21 protein-coding genes and 1 tRNA gene are annotated in these 24,345 nt (G+C 50.1%); 8 read left to right on the forward strand and 14 right to left on the reverse strand.

Annotation, left to right across the window (positions count from 1 at the left end):
• Positions 1-10 precede the first annotated feature (10 nt).
• From SU32_RS01605 to SU32_RS01615, 3 genes are all read right to left on the reverse strand, one after another.
• Positions 11-1,219: an acetyl-CoA C-acetyltransferase gene (locus SU32_RS01605; RefSeq protein WP_053997584.1), complete on the reverse strand. Its 1,209-nt coding sequence runs from the start codon at positions 1,217-1,219 to the stop codon at positions 11-13.
• An 87-nt stretch (positions 1,220-1,306) separates the two neighbouring features.
• Complete coding sequence (locus tag SU32_RS01610) at positions 1,307-3,100, reverse strand: acyl-CoA dehydrogenase C-terminal domain-containing protein (RefSeq protein WP_053997585.1); 1,794 nt, start codon at positions 3,098-3,100, stop codon at positions 1,307-1,309.
• Positions 3,101-3,399: 299 nt separating this feature from the next.
• The gene (locus SU32_RS01615; RefSeq protein WP_053997586.1) at positions 3,400-3,816 is read right to left on the reverse strand and encodes a MerR family transcriptional regulator; all 417 of its coding nucleotides are present in this window, start codon (positions 3,814-3,816) and stop codon (positions 3,400-3,402) included.
• 383 nt (positions 3,817-4,199) lie between these two features.
• Between SU32_RS01615 and SU32_RS01620 the strand changes: the two genes are divergently transcribed.
• Entirely contained in the window at positions 4,200-7,727 is a 3,528-nt protein-coding gene (locus SU32_RS01620; RefSeq protein WP_160316279.1) for an SEL1-like repeat protein, read from the forward strand.
• A gap of 82 nt (positions 7,728-7,809) precedes the next feature.
• Here SU32_RS01620 and pdeM read toward each other — a convergent pair whose 3' ends face one another.
• Together pdeM and SU32_RS01630 are read right to left on the reverse strand one after the other, a co-directional pair.
• The gene (gene pdeM, locus SU32_RS01625; RefSeq protein WP_082376325.1) at positions 7,810-8,538 is read right to left on the reverse strand and encodes a ligase-associated DNA damage response endonuclease PdeM; all 729 of its coding nucleotides are present in this window, start codon (positions 8,536-8,538) and stop codon (positions 7,810-7,812) included.
• 8 nt (positions 8,539-8,546) lie between these two features.
• Positions 8,547-11,108 carry a ligase-associated DNA damage response DEXH box helicase gene (locus SU32_RS01630; RefSeq protein ID WP_053997589.1) on the reverse strand — a complete coding sequence of 854 codons (2,562 nt, stop codon included), beginning with the start codon at positions 11,106-11,108 and terminating at the stop codon, positions 8,547-8,549.
• Between the two features lie 70 nt (positions 11,109-11,178).
• On the opposite strand from SU32_RS01630, the gene SU32_RS01635 reads away from it, so the two are divergent.
• The 4 genes from SU32_RS01635 to SU32_RS01650 all read left to right on the forward strand — a co-directional run bounded on the left by SU32_RS01635 (position 11,179) and on the right by SU32_RS01650 (position 14,578).
• Positions 11,179-12,189, forward strand: coding sequence for a ligase-associated DNA damage response exonuclease (locus SU32_RS01635; protein ID WP_053997590.1), 1,011 nt, complete (start codon positions 11,179-11,181; stop codon positions 12,187-12,189).
• On the forward strand, positions 12,189-13,793 hold the full coding sequence (locus SU32_RS01640; protein ID WP_053997591.1) for a cisplatin damage response ATP-dependent DNA ligase: 1,605 nt from the start codon (positions 12,189-12,191) through the stop codon (positions 13,791-13,793). The genes SU32_RS01635 and SU32_RS01640 overlap by 1 nt, the downstream gene beginning before the upstream one ends.
• A gap of 66 nt (positions 13,794-13,859) precedes the next feature.
• Positions 13,860-14,123, forward strand: a complete 264-nt coding sequence (locus tag SU32_RS01645; RefSeq protein ID WP_053997592.1) for a DUF6460 domain-containing protein — start codon at positions 13,860-13,862, stop codon at positions 14,121-14,123.
• 2 nt (positions 14,124-14,125) lie between these two features.
• Positions 14,126-14,578 (forward strand): CAP domain-containing protein, encoded by a 453-nt coding sequence (locus SU32_RS01650; RefSeq protein WP_053997593.1) that lies wholly within the window; start codon positions 14,126-14,128, stop codon positions 14,576-14,578.
• A gap of 6 nt (positions 14,579-14,584) precedes the next feature.
• Here SU32_RS01650 and SU32_RS01655 read toward each other — a convergent pair whose 3' ends face one another.
• Positions 14,585-15,538: a histone deacetylase family protein gene (locus SU32_RS01655; RefSeq protein ID WP_144421001.1), complete on the reverse strand. Its 954-nt coding sequence runs from the start codon at positions 15,536-15,538 to the stop codon at positions 14,585-14,587.
• A 53-nt stretch (positions 15,539-15,591) separates the two neighbouring features.
• Here SU32_RS01655 and SU32_RS01660 point away from each other — a divergent pair, with 53 nt between their 5' ends.
• Entirely contained in the window at positions 15,592-16,911 is a 1,320-nt protein-coding gene (locus SU32_RS01660) for an MATE family efflux transporter (RefSeq protein WP_053997594.1), read from the forward strand.
• 3 nt (positions 16,912-16,914) lie between these two features.
• Here SU32_RS01660 and SU32_RS01665 read toward each other — a convergent pair whose 3' ends face one another.
• Both SU32_RS01665 and SU32_RS01670 read right to left on the reverse strand, forming a co-directional pair.
• On the reverse strand, positions 16,915-18,003 hold the full coding sequence (locus SU32_RS01665; protein ID WP_053997595.1) for a quinone-dependent dihydroorotate dehydrogenase: 1,089 nt from the start codon (positions 18,001-18,003) through the stop codon (positions 16,915-16,917).
• Between the two features lie 11 nt (positions 18,004-18,014).
• Positions 18,015-18,365, reverse strand: a complete 351-nt coding sequence (locus tag SU32_RS01670; protein ID WP_053997596.1) for a DUF952 domain-containing protein — start codon at positions 18,363-18,365, stop codon at positions 18,015-18,017.
• A gap of 130 nt (positions 18,366-18,495) precedes the next feature.
• On the opposite strand from SU32_RS01670, the gene SU32_RS01675 reads away from it, so the two are divergent.
• Positions 18,496-18,900, forward strand: a complete 405-nt coding sequence (locus tag SU32_RS01675; RefSeq protein ID WP_053997597.1) for a hypothetical protein — start codon at positions 18,496-18,498, stop codon at positions 18,898-18,900.
• Here the strand turns inward: SU32_RS01675 and SU32_RS01680 are convergent, their stop codons facing one another.
• Positions 18,901-19,944 (reverse strand): Gfo/Idh/MocA family protein, encoded by a 1,044-nt coding sequence (locus SU32_RS01680; RefSeq protein ID WP_053997598.1) that lies wholly within the window; start codon positions 19,942-19,944, stop codon positions 18,901-18,903.
• Between the two features lie 164 nt (positions 19,945-20,108).
• On the opposite strand from SU32_RS01680, the gene SU32_RS01685 reads away from it, so the two are divergent.
• A tRNA-Phe gene (locus tag SU32_RS01685) sits at positions 20,109-20,183 on the forward strand.
• 195 nt (positions 20,184-20,378) lie between these two features.
• Here SU32_RS01685 and SU32_RS01690 read toward each other — a convergent pair.
• The 5 genes from SU32_RS01690 to SU32_RS01710 all read right to left on the reverse strand — a co-directional run bounded on the left by SU32_RS01690 (position 20,379) and on the right by SU32_RS01710 (position 24,176).
• On the reverse strand, positions 20,379-20,567 hold the full coding sequence (locus SU32_RS01690; protein WP_144421002.1) for a hypothetical protein: 189 nt from the start codon (positions 20,565-20,567) through the stop codon (positions 20,379-20,381).
• Entirely contained in the window at positions 20,564-21,421 is an 858-nt protein-coding gene (locus SU32_RS01695) for a metal ABC transporter permease (protein WP_053997600.1), read from the reverse strand. Before SU32_RS01695 ends, SU32_RS01690 begins: the two co-directional genes overlap by 4 nt.
• Positions 21,418-22,296 (reverse strand): metal ABC transporter permease, encoded by an 879-nt coding sequence (locus SU32_RS01700; protein ID WP_053997601.1) that lies wholly within the window; start codon positions 22,294-22,296, stop codon positions 21,418-21,420. The genes SU32_RS01695 and SU32_RS01700 overlap by 4 nt, the downstream gene beginning before the upstream one ends.
• Entirely contained in the window at positions 22,293-23,156 is an 864-nt protein-coding gene (locus SU32_RS01705) for a manganese/iron ABC transporter ATP-binding protein (protein WP_053997814.1), read from the reverse strand. The genes SU32_RS01700 and SU32_RS01705 overlap by 4 nt, the downstream gene beginning before the upstream one ends.
• Before the next feature lie 105 nt (positions 23,157-23,261).
• The gene (locus SU32_RS01710) at positions 23,262-24,176 is read right to left on the reverse strand and encodes a metal ABC transporter substrate-binding protein (protein ID WP_053997602.1); all 915 of its coding nucleotides are present in this window, start codon (positions 24,174-24,176) and stop codon (positions 23,262-23,264) included.
• Positions 24,177-24,345 lie beyond the last annotated feature (169 nt).

The raw sequence follows: 24,345 nt of genomic DNA on the forward strand, positions 1-24,345 counted from the left end.
CTCCCAGCCCTTAAACGCGTTCAATTATTGTTGCAGTGCCCATGCCGGCACCGATACACAAAGTTACGAGCGCTGTGTTTTTGTCGCGGCGTTCCATCTCGTCCAGAACTGTACCGAGAATCATCGCACCTGTTGCGCCAAGCGGGTGGCCCATGGCAATCGCACCGCCTGCAACATTGATTTTGCTGTGGTCGATTTCAAACGCCTGCATGTAGCGAAGAACAACCGCGGCAAACGCTTCGTTAAGCTCAAACAAATCAATATCATCGATGGTCATCTTGGCTTTTTTCAAAAGCTTTTCGGTCACATCAACCGGACCTGTAAGCATCAATGTCGGATCAGAACCGATATTGGCGAAAGCCTTGATTTTCGCGCGCGGTGCTTTGCCGATCATTTTGGCAGCTTTTTTCGAACCAAGAAGTACGCCTGCAGCGCCGTCAACAATGCCTGACGAGTTGCCCGCATGGTGGACATAATTGATACGCTCCACTTCGGGGTGGCCCGCAATACCGACAGCTTCAAAACCGCCCATTTCACCGGGCATCACAAAGCTGGGGTTAAGCTGGCCGAGTGACTGCATGTCTGTGCCCGGGCGCATATGTTCGTCCGTTGCCAAAATGGTCAGGCCGTTCTGGTCTTTAACCGGAATAACAGAGTTCTTGAAATGGCCTTTTTCCCAGCTCTCCGCAGAACGCTTTTGGCTTTCCACCGCATAGGAATCCACATCATCGCGGCTAAAGCCGTATTTTGTCGCAATTAAATCTGCTGATACACCTTGCGGCATGAAATAGGCAGGCATGTTGACCGACGGGTCCATATACCATGCGCCGCCTGATGCGCCCATGCCAACACGTGACATGCTTTCTACGCCGCCGGCAATAACGATGTCGTCGGCGCCTTGCGCAATTTTAGCAGCGCCAAAGTTTACGGCATCAAGGCCGGATGCACAAAAGCGGTTGATCTGCATGCCCGGTGCTTCTGTTGCGTAACCGGCTTCAAAGACAGATGCACGGGCTATATCACCGCCCGCCTCATATACCGGATCAACACAGCCAAAGATCACGTCATCGACTTTAGATGTATCGAGTTCATTGCGGTCTCTGAGCGCCTCAAGAACCTTTGCGCCAAGGCGCGGTGTTGGCACTTCGTGCAATGAGCCGTCTTTTTTTCCGCGACCGCGTGGTGTGCGCACGGCGTCATAAATAAAGGCATCAGCCATATGATTTCTCCCGTTTGCCTGCTTCCCGCAGGGCTTGTGATCGAAAACTGTAAAGGCGGGAGTATATCCCGCCTGAATTAGTCGTGCTTAAAATGCGTCTTCCGGTATCGCCATCATGCTGTCAGCGCCGGTCGATATACGCGCGAGGTGAGCCGATGTTTCCGGCATTACCCGCTCAAAGAAGAAGCGCGATGTCGCAATCTTATTGTCGAAATATTGCTTGTCGCCTGCACCTTCTGCAAGCTTTTCCTGCGCCGCTTTTGTCTGCAGTGCCCACATGTAACCAAGCGCAACCAAGCCAAACAAGTGCATGTAATCGTGAGAGCCGGCACCTGCATTTTCAGGCTTTGCCATTGCATTTTGTACAAACCACATTGTGGCTGCCTGCAAATCATTCAGACCTTTTTTGAGGTGCTTGGTAAAGAATGTCAGTTCTTCATTCTCGCGGTTATCCTGGCAGAAATCACCAACTTCTTTAAAGAACGCCTGAACAGCGCGTCCGCCATTCATACCAAGTTTACGGCCCACCAAATCAAGTGCCTGAATGCCGTTGGCACCTTCATAGATCATGGCGATACGGGCATCACGCACATATTGGCTCATGCCCCATTCTTCAATGTAGCCGTGGCCGCCATACATTTGCTGCGCCATGACAGCGTGGTCGAAGCCTTTGTCTGTCAGAACACCTTTGATAACAGGTGTCAGCAACCCCATCATTTCTTCATTAAGTGCTGCATCGTCTTTGTCTTCGGAGCGGTGCGCTATATCTGATTTCAGTGCTGCCCAGAGGATAAATGCGCGTCCTGCCTCGTTAAACGAGCGGATTGTCATCAGGTTACGGCGCACATCCGGGTGAACAATAATCGGGTCGGCTTTTTTATCTTCGTGTTTTGCACCGGACAGTGAGCGTCCCTGAATACGCTCTTTAGCGTAGGTAACAGCGTTCTGGTAAGCAACTTCGGAAATGGCCAAGCCTTGAAGCCCAACGCCCAAACGCGCTTCATTCATCATGATAAACATGGCCTTCAGGCCCTTGTTTTCTTCGCCAACAAGTGTGCCAACAGCATCATCATAATTCATCACACAGGTGGAGTTGCCGTGGATACCCATTTTTTCTTCAATGGAACCACATGAAACACCATTGGCATCACCAACAGAACCGTCGTCATTGACTGCAAATTTGGGAACGATGAAAAGCGAGATACCTTTAACGCCCTCCGGTGCGCCTTCAATACGGGCAAGAACCAGGTGGATGATGTTGTCGCTCATATCATGCTCACCGGCCGAGATAAAAATCTTCTGACCTGTGATTTTATAAGTACCGTCACCTTGTGGAACAGCTTTCGTGCGAAGCAGGCCAAGATCCGTGCCGCAATGCGGTTCGGTCAGGTTCATTGTGCCGGTCCAAATCCCTTCAACCATGTTTGGCAGATAGGTTTGCTTTTGCTCGTCCGTGCCATGCACATGAATAGCCGCCATCGCGCCTTGAGTAAGACCGGGATACATCGCAAATGCCATATTCGCTGATGACAAATATTCGCTCACAGCCGTGTGGAGTACATATGGAAGGCCCTGGCCGCCATATTCAGGGTCAAAACCGAGCCCCATCCATCCGCCTTCTTTGTATTTTTCAAAGCCTTCTTTGAAGCCCTTTGGCGTTGTTACGCTACCATCATCATGGCGAACGCAACCTTCTTGGTCGCCGACTTGGTTAAGCGGAAAGAACACTTCCTCGGCGACGCGGCCCGCTTCGCGCAAAACAGCTTCCACAATGTCGGGGGATGCGTCGGCAAAGCCGGGCAGATTGTTAAAACGTTCATATTTAAGAACGTCATTTAAGATAAACAGGGTATCATCAATAGGTGCGCTGTAGCTCGGCATGTTTCCTCCAACAATGGGCTAGTGCCTAAAATTCAATGTCTGAATTCTAATTTCGACGCCTAATAGCAAATTTTGACGTTTGCGTAAACGTCAAAATTGAGGTGTGTAGATCATTGTACATAAAAGTGATGCGTAAAAAGATAATGACGAGCTTTTGGGCAAACTGAAAGAGTTGATAAAAAAACGCAGCACATTGCTATGCTGCGTTTCTAGTGTAATGGTGGTCGGTGTATAAATTGTGATCTGCGAACACTGTTGGCAGAAAATTTATGGCCACAACCACATTGTTTTGCCTGCGCTTATTTGCTTTCAGCTTCTGCCAACATGTTGCGAAACGAAACAATCGTCTTTTGCAATTCGTCAATAGATGCGTCCAAGCGCTCGCGTTCGTTTTTTAACTTGGTGAGTTGCTCTTCGCCTTTTTCCAAAGATACTTTTAGCTGGCGGACATTGCCGGATTCAGGATCATAGAGAGCCAGAATTTCAGCAACATCTGCGAGTGAAAACCCGAGTCGTTTACCTAAGAGAATTATTCTCAGTCGTGCGCGGTCGGAACGTGAATAAATTCTAGTGTTACCGATGCGGCGGGGTGCCAATAGTTCTTTGTCTTCGTAGAAGCGCAGTGTTCGTAATGTGACGTCAAACTCCTCAGCAAGTTGACCAATACGGAATGTTTCTTCCGCATTGTTATTTTCGAACCGTTCATGGCCGTTCATAAATGCTCCATTTCGCACTTGCGTGCATATTATTATTCAAGGCCAAATAAGAATATTTGCCTTCACATGTGGTTGGGATGGTCTTCTAGGTTTTTGCAGCACCTAGAACAAGTAAACTCCCCCCTCTAGTGATTGTTAGGTAAATTGAAAGTTACGTAATATTACGGTTTGTTACATTTTGCGCCAAATCAGCGTTTCCGCTTCGAAAAACCGGCATGATTCATGAAAAAATTCCAACAGTTAACGCGTTGTTTACCACGTTCGTTAAAAAGTTAACGCGCGGCACTGTGAGTCGGTGATTGCCTGCATATTCTGTGGACACAAACCGGTTCATGCGGAATCATTTCCGCAATTGCCAAGAAGTAAACAAGAAGGCGCCTGTTGTGGCTGCCTTTGAGGGAAGCGGAAAAATTATGGTCAACCGGCAAGACGATACCAACAATACGCTTAATCGCCTTAACCAAGCTCTCAGTAGCCTTGAGGGACGGTTGAATGCTGCCAAACAGCAGACAGGTCATCACAGATCAAGCGCTAGGTCTGAATCGGGCGATCTTAACGATCTTGCCAAAATACGGGCCCGGCAGGCCGCGCTTGCTTCGTCGACCCAATATGCACCTGCAAAAAATCAGTCCAATCAGGCGATGTCGCGTGAACCAATGATCACAGCGGATCAGTTGCGCTCCGAACTTGAAAATATCCGCATTGAAATGGAACGCGAAATGAGCGGGAACTTTTCTGCAGGGTTTCAGACATTGCGCGATGATCTGCACGGTCTGCAAAAGTCTGTTTCCAATGCGGGCAATGGCGATAGCAACGCGACAGCGGCTAGCCAGTTGCGGTCCGATATTGCCTTGTTAAAAGAAGATGTTGCACGTCTTGCGCGGCAGGACACTTTGGAAGAATTACTTGAGCGTTGGACAGTTGTTGAACGTGAAATAGCGAACCTGCCTCAGGCTTTGGGCTCGCGCGACGATCTTATGCAAATGGCAGCGCGCCTTGAACATGTTCAAAACGCGCTCAATACACTTCCGCAAAGCAACGACCTCCTTGCGATGGAAGAGCAGGTTCGGATGCTGGCGGTCGCAACAGAGCGTATGGCTGAAAATGGTGGCCATTCATCGTCTGTCGACGGCCTTGAATCCAGATTGGATGAACTCAGCCGTGCAATCGCAGCAATCCCGACATCGCAGCCAGCTAATCCGGCAATGGATTCCAGCGCTTTGGAGCGCATTGAAGCACGCATTGCGCGGGTCGCAAAAATAATCGAGGAATCAGAAGGTGCGGAAAGCTCACATGCTTTTGATGCTCAATTTGCAGAATTGGCCAGTAGGCTCGACTCGTTGCAGGAGGAAGCACGCAATTCATTTCCGGTTGGCGCGATTGAAGCGCTTGAAGCGCAAATAGCTTCGCTTTCGCAGCAAATAGGTTCGGGAAGCGGTACTAATAATTTTGATGCCAGCGCGGTCAAGGAACTTGATGACCGCCTTGCTTATATTGTCGAACAAGTAAATCACACGGCAAACCAGCAAGAAGAAGCATCACGCTCTCTTATCTCCTCGCTGGACGGACGTATGGCTGAATTGGCCAATCGTATTGAAGCCAATGAGCGCAGTGCGACCAATGTCCCGTCGCTGGATCATATGGCTGGTCGTCTGGAAGAAATTGCAGAGATGCTCGCTTCTGGTGGTGGTTCCCAACCATCCCACAATATTGCAAATTTGGAAGCGCAAATTGCCGAGCTCACAAAAAGTCTCAACACAGGCGCATCGGCTTTTGATGAAGAGAGCTTGCTGTCAACCGCGCGTTTGGCCGCCGAGGAAGCCGTTGCCCGGGCTGGCGAAGGCGGCGCAGGTAATGAAACGCTTCATCATTTGACCGATGATTTGAAGATGCTGGAATCATTGGCGCGTGATAGCGATGACCGTAACACACGTACCTTTGAAGCAATTCACGATACTCTTTTGAAAGTTGTCGATCATTTGTCTGGTTTGGAAGACAAAGTGAACTTCTCGTCAGCAGATAAAATGCGCTCACAACGTGTCGAGGTACAGGATGCGCCGCCACTGCAGCCCGATGATGAAGACGAACAGGACATAGCATTCGGCCACCGCAACAATGAATTTGTTGATGAGGGTGGACCACAAGCAGGTTCGCATCCAAGAAGACAGGCAAAACAGGCAGCCGCAGCCGCAGCCGCCGCTGCAATGGCAGCGGTTAATGAGGGTAATGTCGCTGAGGTTTCTCCTGCTGATGAAAAACCGCAAGTCGAGCAACCGGAAAAAAACAAATCCCTGTTAAAAGGTATGGCTCAAAAACTGCGCCGTGGTGCAAAAACAGCCGCGCCGGCAGTTGAGCACGACACATTGGTCGATCCTGAACTGGGCGCAGAACTATCTGCTGAGAACGGTGTGCCGGTTTCGGATGAGCCGATTGAACCGGGGGCCGGTAATGCCGATTTGAGCGCCATTATGCGCCGTGTGCGTGAGGAACGCGCAGGTACAGTTGGCGCTTCTCCCGTTACCGCCGATGATGCTGACAATGGGAAGTCTGACTTCATTGCTGCTGCGCGTCGTGCCGCACGGGCTGCTGCTGCAGATGCAACAGTTGCCAGCCGTTCCGATGCAGGAAAAGGAGCGGACAGCAAGTCATCGCTCGGTTCTATGCTTGCCTCACGCCGTAAACCTATTTTGATGGGCGCTGGCGCAATTTTGTTAGCGTTGTTGGCACTGCCTTTAATCAAAGGCTTTATCGCGCCGAGCGATCCGATTGAAGTGCAAAGTGTAGAAGTCCAGCAATCAGAAGAACCTGTGATTGATGATATCACAGTTGCCGATACCGGCGTTCAGGAAGAAGAGATTGCCGATCTCGAAGCACCTCAAGTTCGTGATGTATCTGAGCAAGCGGGTGTCGATGCAGAAATTTTGAGTGAAGAAGGCCAAGACGATCAAATTGATGTTGCTGCTGAAGAGGCTCCCGAACTCGAAGTTACCGACCAAGAGCTTGCTGAAAACGACGTGGCGCTGGAAGATATCCCTGAAGAGGTCGGGCCGATCGCTTTGCGTGAAGCTGCGGTAAGCGGCGATGCGAAGGCACTGTATTTGATAGGTGACTATTATTTCGGAGGCGTTGCAGGACAATCAGGTAATGATTTGGGCCAAGCCTTGGAATGGTATGAAAAATCTGCCGAACTCGGTTATGCGCCGGCTCAGTACCGCACTGGTAATTTTTATGAGAAAGGTTTTGGCGGAACGCGTGATCTGACGAAAGCAAAGACTTGGTATCAAATGGCCGCATCACAAGGAAATGCAGCAGCGATGCATAACCTTGCAGTATTGCTGGCAAATGGGCCCGATGGCACGCCGGACTTTGCCTCGGCAACACGCTGGTTCCAAAAAGCTGCCGAGCTTGGCGTTAAGGACAGCCAGTTCAATCTCGGCATCCTATCCGCGCAGGGTAATGGCATTGAGCAGAACCTTGCTGAATCCTACAAATGGTTCGCAATTGCCGCCAAGACTGGTGACAAGGACGCAGCGAGCAAAAGGGATGAAGTCGCTGAAGCCTTGCGCCCGGAGCAATTGGAAATGGCACGCGGCGCGGTTGAGTTATGGAAGAAAAAAGAGATGGTCGAAGAGGCCAACTTTGTTGATATTCCTGATGCTTGGCGAACCGATGCTGCGAAAACGGCGGCGACAGCACCGGAACTATCACCGGCCGAAATGAAGAAAGCCGTCAGCAATATCCAGGCTATTTTGAACAAAAGCGGCTATGATGCCGGTCCGGTTGACGGCGTAATGGGCGGTAAAACCAAAGAAGCAATTCGCGCTTTCCAAGAAGCCAATGGCCTGAAGGCAAACGGCGAAGTGACGCAGGAACTGGTCGCCAAGCTACTTGAAATCGCTGAAAAGAAATAACTTTTAAAAAGTCTAAAAGAGGCAGTGCCTAGCGGTGCTGCCTTTTTCTTATCAAATATAAGACTAAAAGGCGGATGATTCTTCATTGACCAAAGCCGCTGATATTTCCCGATGCTATGGGAAAAACTCTATCCTTGCCTTGCATGTATGCGCGCAGATTATTGCGATGAAACAAACCGTTAAATGCACGGTCTGAAATATTAAGGCCGCCGGTTAAAACACCAAATGACGGCATAATCATGCGCGTCCCATCACATGCAAAACAGGGGCGCCTGACATTCTTGCCACGCACCTGAACTTTTGCGCAAGGGTGAAAATGCCCTGAAATTTCGTGATTTTTATATTGAGCGTCTGGAATATGGCGAAGGACAATTTTGTCAATTTCTATTTCTTCAAAGCATTGCCCGGGCAAATGGTCGGGCGGAGAAGGGTCGTGATTACCGGTAATCCAAATCATTTCACGGTCAAGCGTCATGGCCTGAAGCGCTTCTATCGTTTCATCACCAAGGCGGTGACTGGCTTCATCATCATGAAAGCTGTCGCCAAGGCTGACGATCATTGATGGATTATATTTGTGGATCAATGTCGCCAGCCGCGTAAGGGTGGCTACTGTATCATAAGGCGGTAAAAACTGGCCTCTTCGGGCAAACGAAGAGCCTTTTTCAAGATGAAGATCAGATACGACAAGCGCATTGATGCTTTTGATGATAAGAACACCGGCCGGATCCAATAATAGTTCATCGCCGCCAAATTCGATTTCGAGCGATTTTCCAGCTTGCATATCTTGTAGTGTTTTAAGGCCGTTTCGCACAAATTTTCCTAAAAATTGACGCCCATTGCCTCGCGCACAATGTCATCGCTGTTTATTGAAAGTTCTTCCATTAAGGCATCGTTGGTTTCATCGGACGCGATTGATTCCTTGCCGATTTCCAGCATCACCGGAACGGCCAAGGGAGAAATTCGCTCCAGATTCTTATGCACGATTCGTCCCTTAATCCGCGACAATAAAGAGCCGACACGCGCAACATCCAGAAAGCCCGCACGTGCATCATGGCGTGTTGCCTGCATTAAAATGTGATTGGGATCGTGACTGCGCAATACATCATAGATCAGATCGGCAGAGACGGTGACCTGTCTTCCGGTTTTCTCCTTGCCCGGATGCCGCTTGTCTATGAGGCCGGCAATCACGGCACAATGGCGGAAGGTGCGTTTGAAAATAAAGCTTTCATCCAGCCATTCTTCCAGATCATCGCCAAGCATGTCTTCGCTGAACAATTCACTCAATGGCATTTTGCCTGAAGCAATCATCGAACCAAAATCTTTAAGCCCCCAGATTGCAATTGCATAATCTGAAGCAACAAAACCGATCGGCTGCGCTCCTGCGCGCTCCATGCGGCGCGTGAGCAACATGCACAATGTCTGATGCGCCAGCCGCCCTTCAAAAGGGTAGGCAACCATGTAGAACCGCTCACCGCGCGGAAATGTTTCGACCAGCATTTCGCCCGGTTTGGGTAGAACTGAAAACAGCTTTTGGTAGCCAAGCCATTGTGATACCTGATTGGGCAGATTTTCCCAGCTATCCGGATTATCGATCATCTTTCTGACCTGTTCGGAGAGATATGTGGTCGTTGGAAATTTACCACCGGCATAGGCTGGAATTTTGGCATCATTGGAATATGCTTTGGAGACAAAACATTCGTTTTCGCGAATGCCTTCAAACCGCAAGACTTTGCCTGCAAATAAAAACGTATCACCCTGTGTCAGCATTTCCAGGAAAAGCTCTTCGATCTTGCCAAGCGTTGGGCCGCCGCGCATTGCTTTACTGTCAGCATGGCCAGACTTACCGCGATTGCGTGTCATACGAATATTCAGCATCGGCGCTTCTAAAATGGTGCCGGCATTAAGGCGGTATTGCTGCGCAACGGATGGATGTGCAATGCGCCAGGATCCGTCGGCGGTCTCGCGAATCCGTGCATATCGGTCATAGCTGCGCAAAGCATAACCGCCATTGGCGACAAATTGTAAACACTGGTCAAATTGTTCACGCTTAAGGCGCGCATAAGGCTCTGCGGAAATGATTTCCTGATAGAGCAGATCAGGAAAAAATGGCCCCGAACAGGCAACGCCTAATATGTGCTGGCATAGGACGTCGAGTGTGCCGTCACCGACGGGCGGTGTGTCCTGCGCGCCGATATAATTGGCGTCGAGCGCTGCCTGACATTCCATCACTTCAAAGCGGTTGGCTGGAACGAGTATTGCGCGTGATGCTTCATCCATACGGTGGTTGGCGCGGCCAATGCGTTGCGCAAGACGGCTTGCCCCTTTGGGCGAGCCGATATGGACAACAAGGTCGACATCGCCCCAGTCAATACCAAGATCAAGCGTGGATGTTGCAACAACCGCGCGCAAACTATTGGCAGCCATCGCTTGCTCGACTTTCCGTCTTTGACTGACATCAAGAGAGCCGTGATGCAGCGCTATCGGCAGACTGTCCTCGTTAATGGTCCAGAGTTCGCGAAAAATAAGCTCTGCCTGACTTCGGGTATTGACAAATATGAGTGTGGTTTGGTGCGCTTTAATCGCATCCAGAACACCTTGCATGGCATAACGCGCCGAGTGGCCGGACCACGGGATGCGTTGCTCGGTTTTTAAAATTGAAATGTCCGGCTTTGCCCCGCCATCAACGGTGACAAGTTCGCTGAGAGGCGTGGTTTCACGGTTCTGCGGTACAAGCCATTTTCGCAAATCATTCGGGTCGGCCACAGTCGCTGAAAGCCCTATTGTTTGCAGGTTGGGTACCAGTTGCCAAAGCCGTGCCAATGCCAATGACAAAAGGTGTCCGCGTTTGGATGTAACCAGTGAATGCAGTTCATCAAATATCACATACCGTAAATCACCGAAGAACCGGCTGGCATCTTTATGACTGATCAAAAGCGAGAGCTGCTCAGGTGTCGTCAGTAAAATATCCGGCGGGTTGAGCTTTTGTCTCTGGCGTTTGGAGGCCGGCGTGTCGCCTGTACGGGTTTCAAGGCGCACCGGCAGGTCCATTTCATTAACCGGTGTTGTCAAGTTCCGTTCGATATCAACCGCCAGCGCTTTGAGCGGTGAAATATAAAGAGTGTGTACGCCCGGTTTGATTTGCCCGGGCTTATGGGGCTCGCGCCGCGCTAAATCGGTAAGGGCGGGCAAAAATCCAGCAAGCGTTTTACCGGCACCTGTCGGCGCGATCAGCAGTGTCGAATACCCGCTTTCCGCATTGGCAAGTAATTGAAGCTGGTGGGCGCGTGGCTGCCAGCCTTTCTTTGAGAACCAATCAATAAATTGCGGCGGCAGATCGAAGGCTGCGCTTTCATGTGTTTGACTATGTTCAAAAAGATTCATGCACCAGAGATAGGGTGATTATCTATAAACGCCAAGTTGAAATGTTCACCTTTCGATCTAAATTGATTGGATGGAACCAGAAGAGCTACTGCGCCCGACACCCAAAGGGTTATATTGCCCACCGGCAGGGTTTTACATTGATCCCGTGCGTCCGGTTGATCTGGCGTTGGTCACGCATGGCCATGCCGATCACGCGCGTTCCGGCAATAAAAAGGTTATAGCCACACCGGAAACACTCAATATCATGGCTATTCGCTACGGGCAGGATTTTGCCGGACAGCGCAGTAGCGCCGTTTTCGGTGAGGTTATGGACATCAACGGAGTTAAGGTTTCATGGCACCCGGCAGGTCATGTGCTGGGATCGGCGCAAATTTCCGTTGAAAAAGATGACATGAAAATAGTCGCGTCCGGTGATTATAAGCGCAGACAAGACCCGACCTGCGCTCCTTTTGAAGTCGTTCAATGCGATGTATTTATTACTGAGGCCACATTTGGCCTTCCGGTATTCCACCATCCTGATGACCGTGATGAAATCGCAAAACTGCTGAAGAGCTTGGAGCAGTTTCCGGAGCGGGCGCATCTGGTAGGCGCTTATGCATTGGGAAAAGCACAGCGCGTTATCGCACTTATTCGCCAAGCCGGATATCACGAGCCGATTTATATTCATGGGGCGATGCAGCAACTTTGCAGCTATTATGAAAGCCAAAACATCGATCTTGGTCGACTTGAGCCTGCAACCGTTGACGGCGGCGATAAGGCAAAATTCGCCGGTAAAATTATTATTGGTCCGCCGTCAGCATTTGCCGATAAATGGGCAAGACGCTTTCCTGATCCTGTGTCATGCTTTGCATCAGGCTGGATGCGGGTTCGAGCCCGCACCAAGCAGCGCGGCGTGGAATTGCCGCTTATCTTGTCAGATCATGCTGATTGGGATGAGCTTACGCAAACAATTAAAGACACGAATGCCAAGGAAGTTTGGGTAACACATGGCCGCGAAGAAGCATTGGTACGCTGGTGCGAGCTTAATCAAATCAAGGCAAAGCCGCTCAATATGGTCGGCTATGAAGATGAGGCAGAGTGATGAAAGCTTTCGCTGAACTTCTTGACCGCCTGATTTTGACACCGTCGCGTAACGCCAAACTTCGCCTTCTTGTTGATTATTGCCGGACAACACCTGATCCGGATCGCGGCTATGCTGTTGCCGCCATTACCCGAGATTTGGATATCATGAATGTGAAGCCGGCAATGGTTCGCACATTGATGGAACAGCGGGTCGATTCGGTATTGTTTCAGTACTCTTATGACTTTGTTGGTGATTTGGCTGAAACTATTGCTTTGATTTGGCCCGTGCACGGCGCGGAGCAAATGCCGGACTTGAAATTGTCACCGGTTGTTGAGGAACTGAGATCTGCTTCACGATCCGACGGGCCGAAACTGATCGAGAAATGGTTGGATCAACTGGATGATCAAGGCCGGTATGCTTTAATCAAGCTGATTACGGGCGGTATGCGCGTTGGTGTATCTTCACGGCTCATGAAGCAGGCTTTGGGTGATTATGGCGGCAAAGATGTTACCGAGATTGAAGAGCTGTGGCATGGGTTAAAAGCGCCATATCTTGATTTGTTTGACTGGCTTGATGGAAAAGCAGACAAGCCCGAAAATCTAGCTCCCTCACCGTTTAGACCGGTGATGCTGGCAACGCCCACAGATGAAGAAGAACTGGCAAAGTACACACCATCTGATTACATCGCCGAATGGAAATGGGATGGTATTCGTGTACAGCTAACCTCGCAAAGAGGTGTTACGCGCATATATTCGCGTACAGGTGACGACATATCTCACTCATTTCCTGATTTGGTTGCCGCGGTGGACTTTGACGGCTCGATTGACGGTGAATTATTGGTCGGCCATATGCGTAACGGGAAAGTGGGAACAGGTACGTTTTCCGATTTACAGCAGCGCCTGAACCGCAAAACCATATCAGCAAAAAAACAAAAAGAATTTCCGGTTTTTATCCGTGCTTATGATCTGCTGCAGGACGGGCAGGAAGATTTAAGAGGGTTGCCGCTTGTCGAAAGACGCAAACGACTTGAGCTTTTTCTTCAACATCTTCCAACGGAGCGGTTTGATCTATCGAAACAGATTGAATTTTCGCAATGGAACGAAATTGCTGAATTGCGCTTAAATCCGCCAGATCCTGTCATTGAAGGCGTGATGCTCAAGCGAAAGGATTCTGTTTATGTGCCCGGCAGGCCAAAGGGGCCGTGGTTTAAATGGAAACGCGATCCAATGCTGATTGACGCCGTTTTGATGTATGCGCAACGCGGCCACGGCAAACGCTCCAGTTATTATTCAGATTATACATTTGGTGTGTGGTCCGGTGAGCAGGATAATCCTCAGCTTGTACCGGTGGGAAAGGCTTATTTTGGCTTTACCGATGAAGAGCTCAAGCAAATCGATAAATATGTGCGCGATAACACCATTGACCGCTTTGGTCCTGTTCGCTCGGTACGTGCGGAACCGCAACACGGGCTGGTTTTGGAAATCGCATTTGAGGGTTTGAATAAATCTTCACGTCACAAATCAGGTGTAGCTATGCGGTTTCCACGCATTTCAAAACTGCGCTGGGACAAACCCGCAAGTGAAGCTGACTGGTTGCCGACACTGGAAATGATGCTCAACTAACACAGTATCAAAACTTGCATTGCCGAATGTTGACCCTTATTTATCAAGGATAGAGAAGGCTGGATAATGCAAGCAAATAGATTTTTAGGTGATACCGTCGGACGCACGATTATCAAATTATTGGTGATCTCGGTGCTGGTTGGCATGGTCATGAGCGTATTTAACATTGCGCCGTTCGATGTGCTTTACGGTATCCGTGATTTCTTCGTTCGCCTTTGGGAAAGTGGCTTTGCCGCACTAGGACGCTTTGGCGACTGGTTGATCCTAGGCGCAAGTATTGTTGTCCCAGCCTTTATAATCCTGCGCGTACTAAACTACCGCAGGGGTTGAGTGTGATTGGCCGTCGCACATTTTTATTAAGCTTACCATTTGTTGGCCTGACCACAATGGCAGCTTTGGCAAACCCCAGACAGTCAAGCGCGATTGTAACCGGTCAAGCGATGGCGTTGATCAATCGTTATCGCAGCGGGAACAATAGAGAGCCGCTGGTAATCGACCCGCGCGCCGAAAGCGCGGCTTTACAACATGCTGAAGAAATGGCGCGGCTGGGTTCGCTGACGCACGCCAACTTTGATCAACGCCTGGAGGATGCAGGAATCGTTTCTCCATCTGCAGAAAATGTTGCGCTTGGCCACGATACGGTTGCGCAGGTTATTCGCGCCTGGCAAAAATCGAGCCAGCACCGGCGTAACCTTCTTGGAAGCTATAACCGCTTTGGCATGGCTGTCGCGCGCAACGCAAATTCCGGAAACCGGCCCTATTGGGCTATGATTCTCTCCGAGTAATTTAAATCAATAAGCAAATTCTGCAGCAACGCGATGCAGGATGGCATGACGCTTTGACAGGGCTTCAATGTCTTTTGAATATCCGCCGCCAATAACGCCGCAAACAGGAATGCCGCGTGATCTGAAATGTGAGATCACAAGACGTTCGCGCTGCTCGATACCGTAATCCGTGAGCGCAAGACGACCTAAACGGTCATCCTTGTGAACGTCGACACCGGCATTGAAAAACACGATGTCGGGATGAATTTGGTCGCGTAAGCTTTCGAGTGTCAGCGTTATTGTTTTCAAATAGGCATGATCTTCCATGCCATCGGGCAAAGGCACATCAAGATCAGAAACTTGCTTGGGATGCGGATAATTATTGTCAGCATGCAGGGAGACAGTGAAAACGCGGTCATCGTTCTGGAAAATTTCCGCCGTGCCATCGCCTTGATGCACGTCGGTGTCAAACACAAGTGCGTTCGAGATTTCCCCTGATGATATAAGCAGGCGTGTGGCAACGGCGACATCGTTAAATGTGCAAAAGCCTGCACCGTGCAATGAATTTGCGTGGTGGCTCCCTCCCGCCGTATTGCAGGCAATGCCCGTTTCAAGAGCAAGGCGCGCAGCCATTACTGTTCCCGTCGTGGCGCATTGCGTACGGATAATAGCTTTTTCAGTCATTTCAAAACCAACGAGCTTTTGAATTTTCTGCGGTACGTCAAAGGCATAGACCTGATCGACATAGTCGGCATTGTGCGCCAGCTTGACCCAATTCGCTGGTGCGGGCGAGGGGACATGAAAACTGTCTCTGGTCGCTAACCCATCGCCAACAATCACGTCGGCTAAGAGCCTGTATTTACTCATCGGGAAACGGTGCCCTGAAGGAAATTGAGCGTCATAGGCCGGAGAATGAACAATCGGTAATACCATGCTAAGCAGATAGCTTTTGCGTGTAAAATTGCAATGACTGCTGGTCATTATCTGCTGATCGTTTAATCCTCATAACCATCCCAATTGTGAGTCGGCAATAAATGAATATGGCAGCGCCAAAGCTTGAAATTACAAATCGCATGGTGCTTGGCATTGCGGTACCGATGACGATTGCGTTTCTAACCGTGCCGCTCCTTGGTCTGGTGGATACCGCTATTGTCGGCCAGTTTGGTCAGGCGGCACTGATCGGTGGTTTGGCTGTCGGGGTGGTTATCTTTGATATCGTTTTTGCAACATTTAACTTCCTGCGAACCGGAACGACAGGTTTTGTCGCGCAAGCATTGGGCAGAGGCAATCAGCGTGAGCAGCAGGCGTGGTTTTGGCGCTCGATAATTACCGCGACAGTGATCGGTATCCTCATCTTGCCGCTATCCCCGATTATTCGTGAGTTGGGCCTTTACTGGATCAATCCTGAAAGCGGCGTACGTGAGGCTGCGACGACCTATATGGTAATTCGTTTTTTGGGAGCGCCATTCAGTCTAATAAATTATGCAATATTGGGCATGCTGCTCGGGCAGGATAGGCCAATGGCAAGCCTTGGCGTTCAAACGCTGGTTAATGGCCTCAACATAATTCTATCGGTTGTGCTTGGTCTTGTTTTGGGTTGGAATATTGTCGGTGTCGCGTGGGGCACTGTGCTGGCAGAGGCAGCCGTTGCAATTGCCTCATTCATATGGCTATGGCGCGGGTTTGATCAGACACAAAAGCCGGCTTGGGCAGAAGTGCTTGATCGGGCGTCATTGCTTAAAATGGTCAGCGTCAATCGCGATATTATGATCCGGTCTTTCGCGCTCCTCATTGCGCTGACATTGTTTACACGCCTGGGTGCCAATATGGGCACAGTTACGCTTGCGGCAAATGCCATTTTGCTGAACTTCTTTTTTGTATCTTCCTATTTTCTGGATGGGTTGGCGGCTGCGTCTGAACAATTGGCTGGCAGGGCGATTGGTGTCGGCTCGCGCGCTGCTTTATGGCAGGCAATCCGGAAATCCTGCGGATTCGGCTTTGCGCTTTCTTTTCTTGCAGCGGCCTTGCTGCTGGCATTCGGCGATCAGATGATTGATATGATGACGACCGCTGAGGGCGTGCGTGAAGCCGCCAAAACCTATCTGCCGTGGGCCGCGTTAACGCCGGTGGCAGGCGTGCTGGCTTTTCAAATGGATGGTGTATTTATCGGCGCAACATGGTCGGTCGATATGCGTAATATGATGCTGCTTTCGCTGCTTGTCTTTGTGGTGCTTGGGTATACATTGCCGTCAATCTTCGGCAATCACGGCATCTGGGTTGCCCTGAACGCCTGGTTGTTCCTGCGCGGGGTAAGCTTATTGTTTGTGCTTCCCAAACGGGCTTCAGAAATTTGAGCTTTAGCCGAGGCTGCGCGCAGCCCATTCCTGCAGCTTGCGGTCACGCAATTGACGAATATGCGTAAGCCCCAATCCGTCGAGTTTTCGGCTCAAACCACGATTAATCATATTGGCAATGGTCGGGCCTTCATAAATCATGCCGGTGTAAAGCTGTATAAGATCGGCGCCAGCCTCAAATTTAGCAGCAGCACTGTCGGCATTGTGGACCCCGCCAACGCCAATAATCGGTAAATCTTTTCCCGCCCGCTGGCGGGTTTTGGCAAGCATAATTGTCGAGCGCTCATGGAGCGGTTTTCCTGACAAGCCACCGGTTTCTTTATTCGGCTTTCGCAAAGCTGTGCGGTCCAGCGTTGTATTGGAGACGATGATGCCGTCCAGCTTTTTATCCAATACCTCTTCAACGATATCATCCAGCTCCGCCTCGGAAACATCCGGCGCGATTTTCAAAAATACCGGCACATAGCGACCATGCTCATCGGCTTTGGCGGCGTGCACTTCCAGAATGCGGCTTAATAATTCGGCCAACTGATCGCGTGCCTGCAGGTCGCGCAAGCCCGGCGTATTGGGCGAGGATATATTGGCGGTAAAATAGCTTGCCACCGCATAGAATTTCTCTATGCCAAGTGCGTAGTCTTTCGTGAAGTCGGCACTCTCTTTGTTGGCACCAATATTCACGCCGACAAGGCCGTTTTGTGCGCGGGATTTGAGCCTTTGGAAGGCGGCTTCATGGCCTTGATTGTTAAAACCCAAGCGGTTGATAACCGCTTCATCGTCAACAACACGGAAAATACGGGGCTTTGGATTGCCTTCCTGTGCAAGCGGTGTGACCGTTCCAACCTCTGTAAACCCGAAGCCGAGATTGAGCAGCGCATCCGGTACTTCAGCGTTCTTGTCCAATCCGGCGGCAACGCCAACAGGGTTTGGAAATTCAAGTCCGGCAATAGATTGGGAAAGGCGTGGATCGTTGTGGCATTTGCCGCCCTTGATGCCGCCGGTCTTAAGGCCGTTTATTGAGACACCATGCGCTGTTTCCGCATCCATCAAAAAGGTGGCCGGCCGTCCAATCATCTTCCAGAAATGATGTAACATTAAACGCTCTATTACTCGAAAGTTTCGGGGAATATATGGTTTTGCGCTTCGTCAAGCGGCAGTTCAGTGGCCCAAATGACAGCTTTCAGATCAAGTCTGTCGTAAAGGTGAGGAAAGAGCGCACCGCCGCGTGAAACTTCATATTTAAGCTTGTCACCCAAAGCGGCTTCGTCAACCGCAATCAGTAAAAGCGAATCCTGTCCGGCAAAATGTTTAGCAGCCGTTTCGCGCACAGTCACTGCCGTTGAAAAATGAATATATCCGTCGGTGAGATCGATTGGAGCGCCTTCAAAAAAACCGCTTTTCTCGGCTTTTTCCCACTGGTCGCGCGTTGCAATTTTATAGATCAGTTTTTGTGTCATAGGCTTCTCTTATGAGCATTTTTCAATGGTTGAAAGAGGGCAGGGCTGCAATCATGTATTATTGTCTAATTTCTGTCGTCTTGTATGGGTACAAACAAAGATCAACAGTTCAGTTTCAAGGGGAAACATCATGATTGCGCTAAAACAGGTAACAATCTCTGCAGCCTTGTTTGCAGCTTTGACGGCAACAAGCGCAATTGCGGAGAATGGGCGCTATGTGATGGAAAAAACCGAAAACGGCTATGTGCGCATGGATACGCAGTCCGGCGCTATGTCAGTCTGCCAGACAAAGAACGACCAGATCATTTGTAAAATGGCAGCCGATGAACGTGCGGCTTTTAATGAAGATATTGCAGCATTAGAAGATCGCATCGCCGCGCTTGAGGAAAAATTTGCCGGTGGTGCGCCGATGGCAAACAAGGACGGCCTTCCCAGCGATGAAGAATTCGAACGCGGCCTTGGCTATATGGAAAAATTCATGCGCCGCTTCATGGGTATTGCCAAAGAATTCGGCGAATCTGAAACAGCGAACTAATTAGTCAGACGCGGGGCTGGATAAAACCTGTTCGATAATTTGCAAAACCTCCGCACTTTCGCCAAGCGGCATTACAGGATGCTGCGTGAGTTTTTGCCCAAGCACCGCCTGAAAGGCCGCGGCCTGAAAATTAAGGCCATGGCTTTTGCGTTCAAAGCTTTGCCGTCTGCCGCCCTGTAAGGCAAATTTGTTGCCAAGACGGTTTATCAGACTGCCGCTTGCAGACGGCAATTGGCTCTGTGGCCCGCGCCAGATGGTTGCAGAATGCGCGCGCAGGAAATGCCTGTCGATCCTAAGCGCGCCAGCCTCACCGTAAATATCAAATGTATTGTTTTGTTCAGGGCCGAACCCTGTTGTGATCGTGACGGGCACGTCACCGGATTTCAAATGCAGTGTCGCAGATCGGTTGACGCCGTTCGGTGCGGCCTGCCAACTGCTTGATACCAATTCCAATGGGCCAACGAGATATCGCGCCAGCGAGATGGGATAGACACCCAAATCATGCAGAACACCGCCACCTAACGCCGGATCAAACAACCGGTCGGAAGGATCATACTCGCGGTTGAAAAAGAGGCTGGCCTCAACGCGCGTGATTTTGCCGATGCCACCTTTTTGTATGGTCGTTTTGGCAAACTGAATGGCGGGCAAAAAGCGTGACCATAAGGCCTCCATGACCAGAACGCCTTTGGCTGCGGCAGCAGCTTTTATTGTGCGCACGTCCTCTGACTTCATACTGATTGGCTTTTCAATGAGCACGTTTTTACCGGCATTGATTGCAGCGAGTGCCTGTTCCAAATGAGCGACATGCGGCGTTGCGATATATACAATATCCAGATCGGCTTGCGTCAAAAACGCATTAAGATCGTCAAAGCTCTGCGCGACATCATGTTGTGATGCGAAGTGATCGGCATTTTCCATTGTGCGGGAAAAGACAGCTGCTTTTCGTGCGGATGCGACTTGAGAAAGGTCATCGGCAAACTTCCGCGCGATGGAGCCTGTGCCGATGATTCCCCAGTTCCATAGTTTTTCGTCAGCTTTAGCCATGGCTTTTCCCGCAAAGATTTTGGCTATGTTAGGGTGCCAAGGTCAACAAATTGCAAAACTTTCGGCATTCATGACGAAAGACTGTATTTTCTTAAATGTTGCGGCTGGACAGAGCAAAATTTAGTGCTATAACCCGCCCACCTCACCAGCCGACAGGCTGCGTTGCCCGAGTAGCTCAGGGGTAGAGCAGCGGATTGAAAATCCGCGTGTCGGTGGTTCAAATCCGCCCTCGGGCACCACTTTCTAGAAATTTGTGTTCGGAATTGCTTCAAACAATCGCTTAAAGGTTTTTCACCTCTTTCTTCGCTCCAGCAAGTAAAAGGTCCTCAATCCTTTGTTTGATAAAACGGCAAGTGTCATCGACATCTTCTAAAGGCTCTTCACCGGGGCTAACATCTCCAAAAACATGAATCTCGCGACAGAACTTCATTAGTTTATTGAAATTCTCGTAAATTCCTTAGTTCGCGAGTTGGAATATCTTCAGGCCGAGGCAGGTCTTCATCCCACAATATCGCCCAAAACCGCTGGTGGCGTTCTAACTCGCGCCAAAACTCAGGATTATCTGCACGATACTGAGCGATAATTGCGTCAGCTTGCTGTTCATTGACTACTACTGCCATCATCTTGTTCCGGAGGCCAAACTTGCTTTTTGCTGCGACGTTTTGTGCGTAATGTGCAAGCGGCGGACAAATGCGACTATAAAAACCGCCGTCAGAACCAGCACTATCGTTGCTGCGGGCGCACTATCCAAAAAGAAGCTGAGATATGTGCCTGCCAGCATTGAGAGCAGGCAAACCGCCACGGAAATGATCAACATTGGCCCAAAACTGCGCACCGTTAAAAAGGCAATAGCGCCAGGCGTAACAAGAAGCGCGATCGCCAGAATAAGGCCGGTGGCTGCCAATGTTGCAACAATGCACAAGGACAGGATAGATAGCAGCCCGTAGTGCAGAAGCGACGTGTTAAGGCCGCTTGCCTGCGCCTGCGCAGGATCAAACGCATGCAGCAAAAGATCTTTCCATTTCAGGATCAAAAACGCACATGATCCAAGCGAGATAAGACCGGCAGTCCATAAATCCTGAGTGCCAATACCCAGCATATTGCCGAAAAGAACATGGTCCAAATGCTCATTGGTGGTGATTGACGTGTATAGGATAATGCCAACGGCGAACATGCCGGAAAAAACAACACCCATGACAGTGTCCTGTTTGACTCTGCTGTTATGTGACAGATAACCGGTAAGCAATGTGCAGCCCATGCCAGCGATAAAAGCGCCGATGATAAGCGGAATGCCGGTAATCCATGCGAGCACAACACCGGGTAAAACGGCATGGCTAACGGCATCACCCATCAGGGCCCAGCCCTTGAGAACCAGAAAGCACGATAAAAGTGCCGTTGGCGGCGCAACAAGCAACGCGATCAGAAACGCATTTTGCATGAATGGGAACTGGAACGGCTGCAAAATAATATCAATCATGGCTGAACCTTGGTCTTAGCAGGCGCAAGAAGGGCCTGCTTTGCTTTCCGCTTCGCTGCCAGAAGCCCGTGCTTGGGCGCAAAAACAAATGCAATCAGGAAGATAATCGTTTGTAAGGTGACAATGATGCCTCCCGTCGCTCCGTCAAGAAAGTAGCTTATATAAGCACCGACAAAGCTTGTGACGGTGCCGACAAAAACTGAAATGGTGATCACACGAGGAAAACGGTCGCTCAAAAGATAGGCTGTTGCGCCGGGCGTTACGACCATGGCGATCACGAGAAAAGCGCCGACCGTGATCATGGCGGCAACAATTGCTGCCGACAGTAACATGAAGAAAACTGCGCGTAGAAGCTCTGGTTTCAACCCGATGGTGCGCGCGTGGTTTTCATCAAAGAACACGACCATCAGGTCTTTCCATTTAGCCAACAGAACAATCATGCACACAAAGCCGATAATCCCCAATTGCAGTGTATCGCTGGGCGTGATCGCAAGAATATTGCCCATAATAATTGTCTGTATGCTGACCGACGTCGGGAAAATGGAAATCATGAAAAGCCCCAACCCGAAAAAAGAGGTGAAGATAATCCCGATAATCACATCAATCTTGAGGCCTGAACGCTCAGATAAAAACAACATCGCGCCGGCAGCCAGACCACCGGCAATAAACGCGCCAAGCGCAAATGGCAGGCCAAGAATATAAGCACCTGCCACACCCGGAACAACAGAGTGGGAAAGCGCGTCGCCGATCAGCGACCATCCTTTGAGCATCAGGTAGCAGGATAGAAATGCGCAAACACCGCCAACAAGTGCGGAGACCCACATCGCAGTAAACATGTAATTATAGGTGAACGGTTCCAGCAGCATTTGAATCATGACTTGTCGCTCTCGCTGTCCCGTTCGCCATAATGCACAAATGGACGTTCATCATCCGTAATAATGCGAATTTCGCGCGGATCATCATCGTCGTGCAGATCGGTGCCGCCAAGCGTGAAGTGGCGAAGCACACCGCCAAATGCTTTTTCTAGATTATCATGGGTGAAGGTTTCTTCGGTTGTGCCATAGGTAAGTACGGTGCCTTTGACCAGTATGGTGCGGTCGCAAAACTCCGGTACGGAGCCGAGATTATGCGTTGAAACAAGCATAACGCGACCTTCATCGCGTAGCTCACGCAACAAGGAAATGATTTGATCTTCGGTCTTTACGTCCACACCCGTGAACGGTTCGTCCAGCAAAATAACCTGCCCGTCTTGGGCAAGCGCGCGCGCCAGAAAAACACGCTTGCGCTGTCCGCCGGAAAGTTCACCTATCTGCCGGTGTTTAAAGCCAAGCATATTGACGCGCCTTAGGGCCTCATTAACGGCATCGCGGTCTTTTTGCTTTGGGCGTCTTAAAAAGCCCATATGACCGTACCGCCCCATCATGACGACATCTTCGACCAGAACCGGAAACCCCCAGTCGACTTCTTCAGACTGGGGGACATAAGCGACAAGATTTTTTCTAAGTGCTTCTTTTACGGTTTTTCCAAGCAGGCGGATTTCACCGGCTGCTGTCGGTATAAAGCCCATAATCGCCTTGAAAAGTGTCGACTTTCCTGCTCCATTGACGCCCACGAGTGCGGTGATTGTGCCGCGCGGAATTTCAAAATTCGTGTGGTGGAGCGCGGTGTGTCCATTGCGGTATGTCACTGTTAAATCGCGGGCATATATTCCGCCTGCCGCCCCTTCGGCGCTCATATCGTCATTGTCAGGCATGGCAGAGTCAGATGGTGCTGTCTTCAGCATTTTGCGTCCTCTTTGCCTCCGTTAGGATTAACGGAGGCATATGCATCAATAAGTAACTTAGTTCAGATTGTTTGTCAGGCCATCGACAACAGTTTCTGATGTCACGCGCAACAGATCAAGATAGGTTGGCACCGGGCCATCAGGCTCGCTTAAGCTGTCAACATAAAGAACGCCGCCATAGGTGGCGCCTGTTTCACGCGCGACCTGCTCTGCCGGAGAGGTATTGACGGTGCTTTCACAGAAAACAACGGGTATGTCGTTTTTCCGAACACCATCAATGACACTGCGAACTTGTTGCGGTGTTCCGATTTGGTCGGCGTTCATGGGCCAAAGGTAAAGTTCTTTAAGGCCAAAATCCTTTGCAAGATAGCTAAACGCACCTTCGCAGGTTACAAGCCAGCGTTTGTCTTCGGGAATGGCTGCAATTTGCTCGCGCAGCGGATCAAGTGTTGCGCGCACCTCATTCATATAGGTTTCGGCATTGGCTATATAGGTATCGGCATTTTCAGGATCATATTTCGCAAATGCCGCTGCAATATTATCAATATAGACAAGAGCGTTATCGGCACCCATCCATGCATGCGGATTGGCTTTGCCTTCATATGAGCCTTCAGCGATGGGGATTGGTTTAATGCCTTCAGTTAAGGTGACAGACGGCACCTCGCCAAGATTATTGAGAAATTGTTCGAACCAGATCTCCAAATTTAGACCGTTCCGTAAAATCAGGTCGGCATCGCTTGCGCGCACAATGTCACGCGGTGTTGGTTCATAGCCGTGAATTTCTGCGCCTGGTTTTGTTATCGAAACAACTTCCGCCGCATCACCGGCAACGTTTTTAGCCATGTCGGCAATGACGGTGAAGGTCGTAACCGCTTTGAATTTCTTGTCCTGTGCATATGCGGTCAGTGTCAGCGCCGATGTGGCAGCAAGTGTGACTGCAAAAAGCGTAAAGCGAGATAACGAGAACTGCATTTCTAGACTCCGGTTGAACGAGTAAATAGACTTTCTAATCCCCTTGTAATGGTAATGCGAACTATTTGCAATAAAAAGCTAATGCGAATTATTTGCATTAAGCTGTATATTCACATTTGTCTGTTCCTGTGTGCGCCGGTGTAGCTAAGGCTGAGCGGGCCCGCCGCGA

It is taken from the genome of Ahrensia marina, assembly GCF_001293565.1.
GTDB lineage: Bacteria > Pseudomonadota > Alphaproteobacteria > Rhizobiales > Rhizobiaceae > Ahrensia > Ahrensia marina.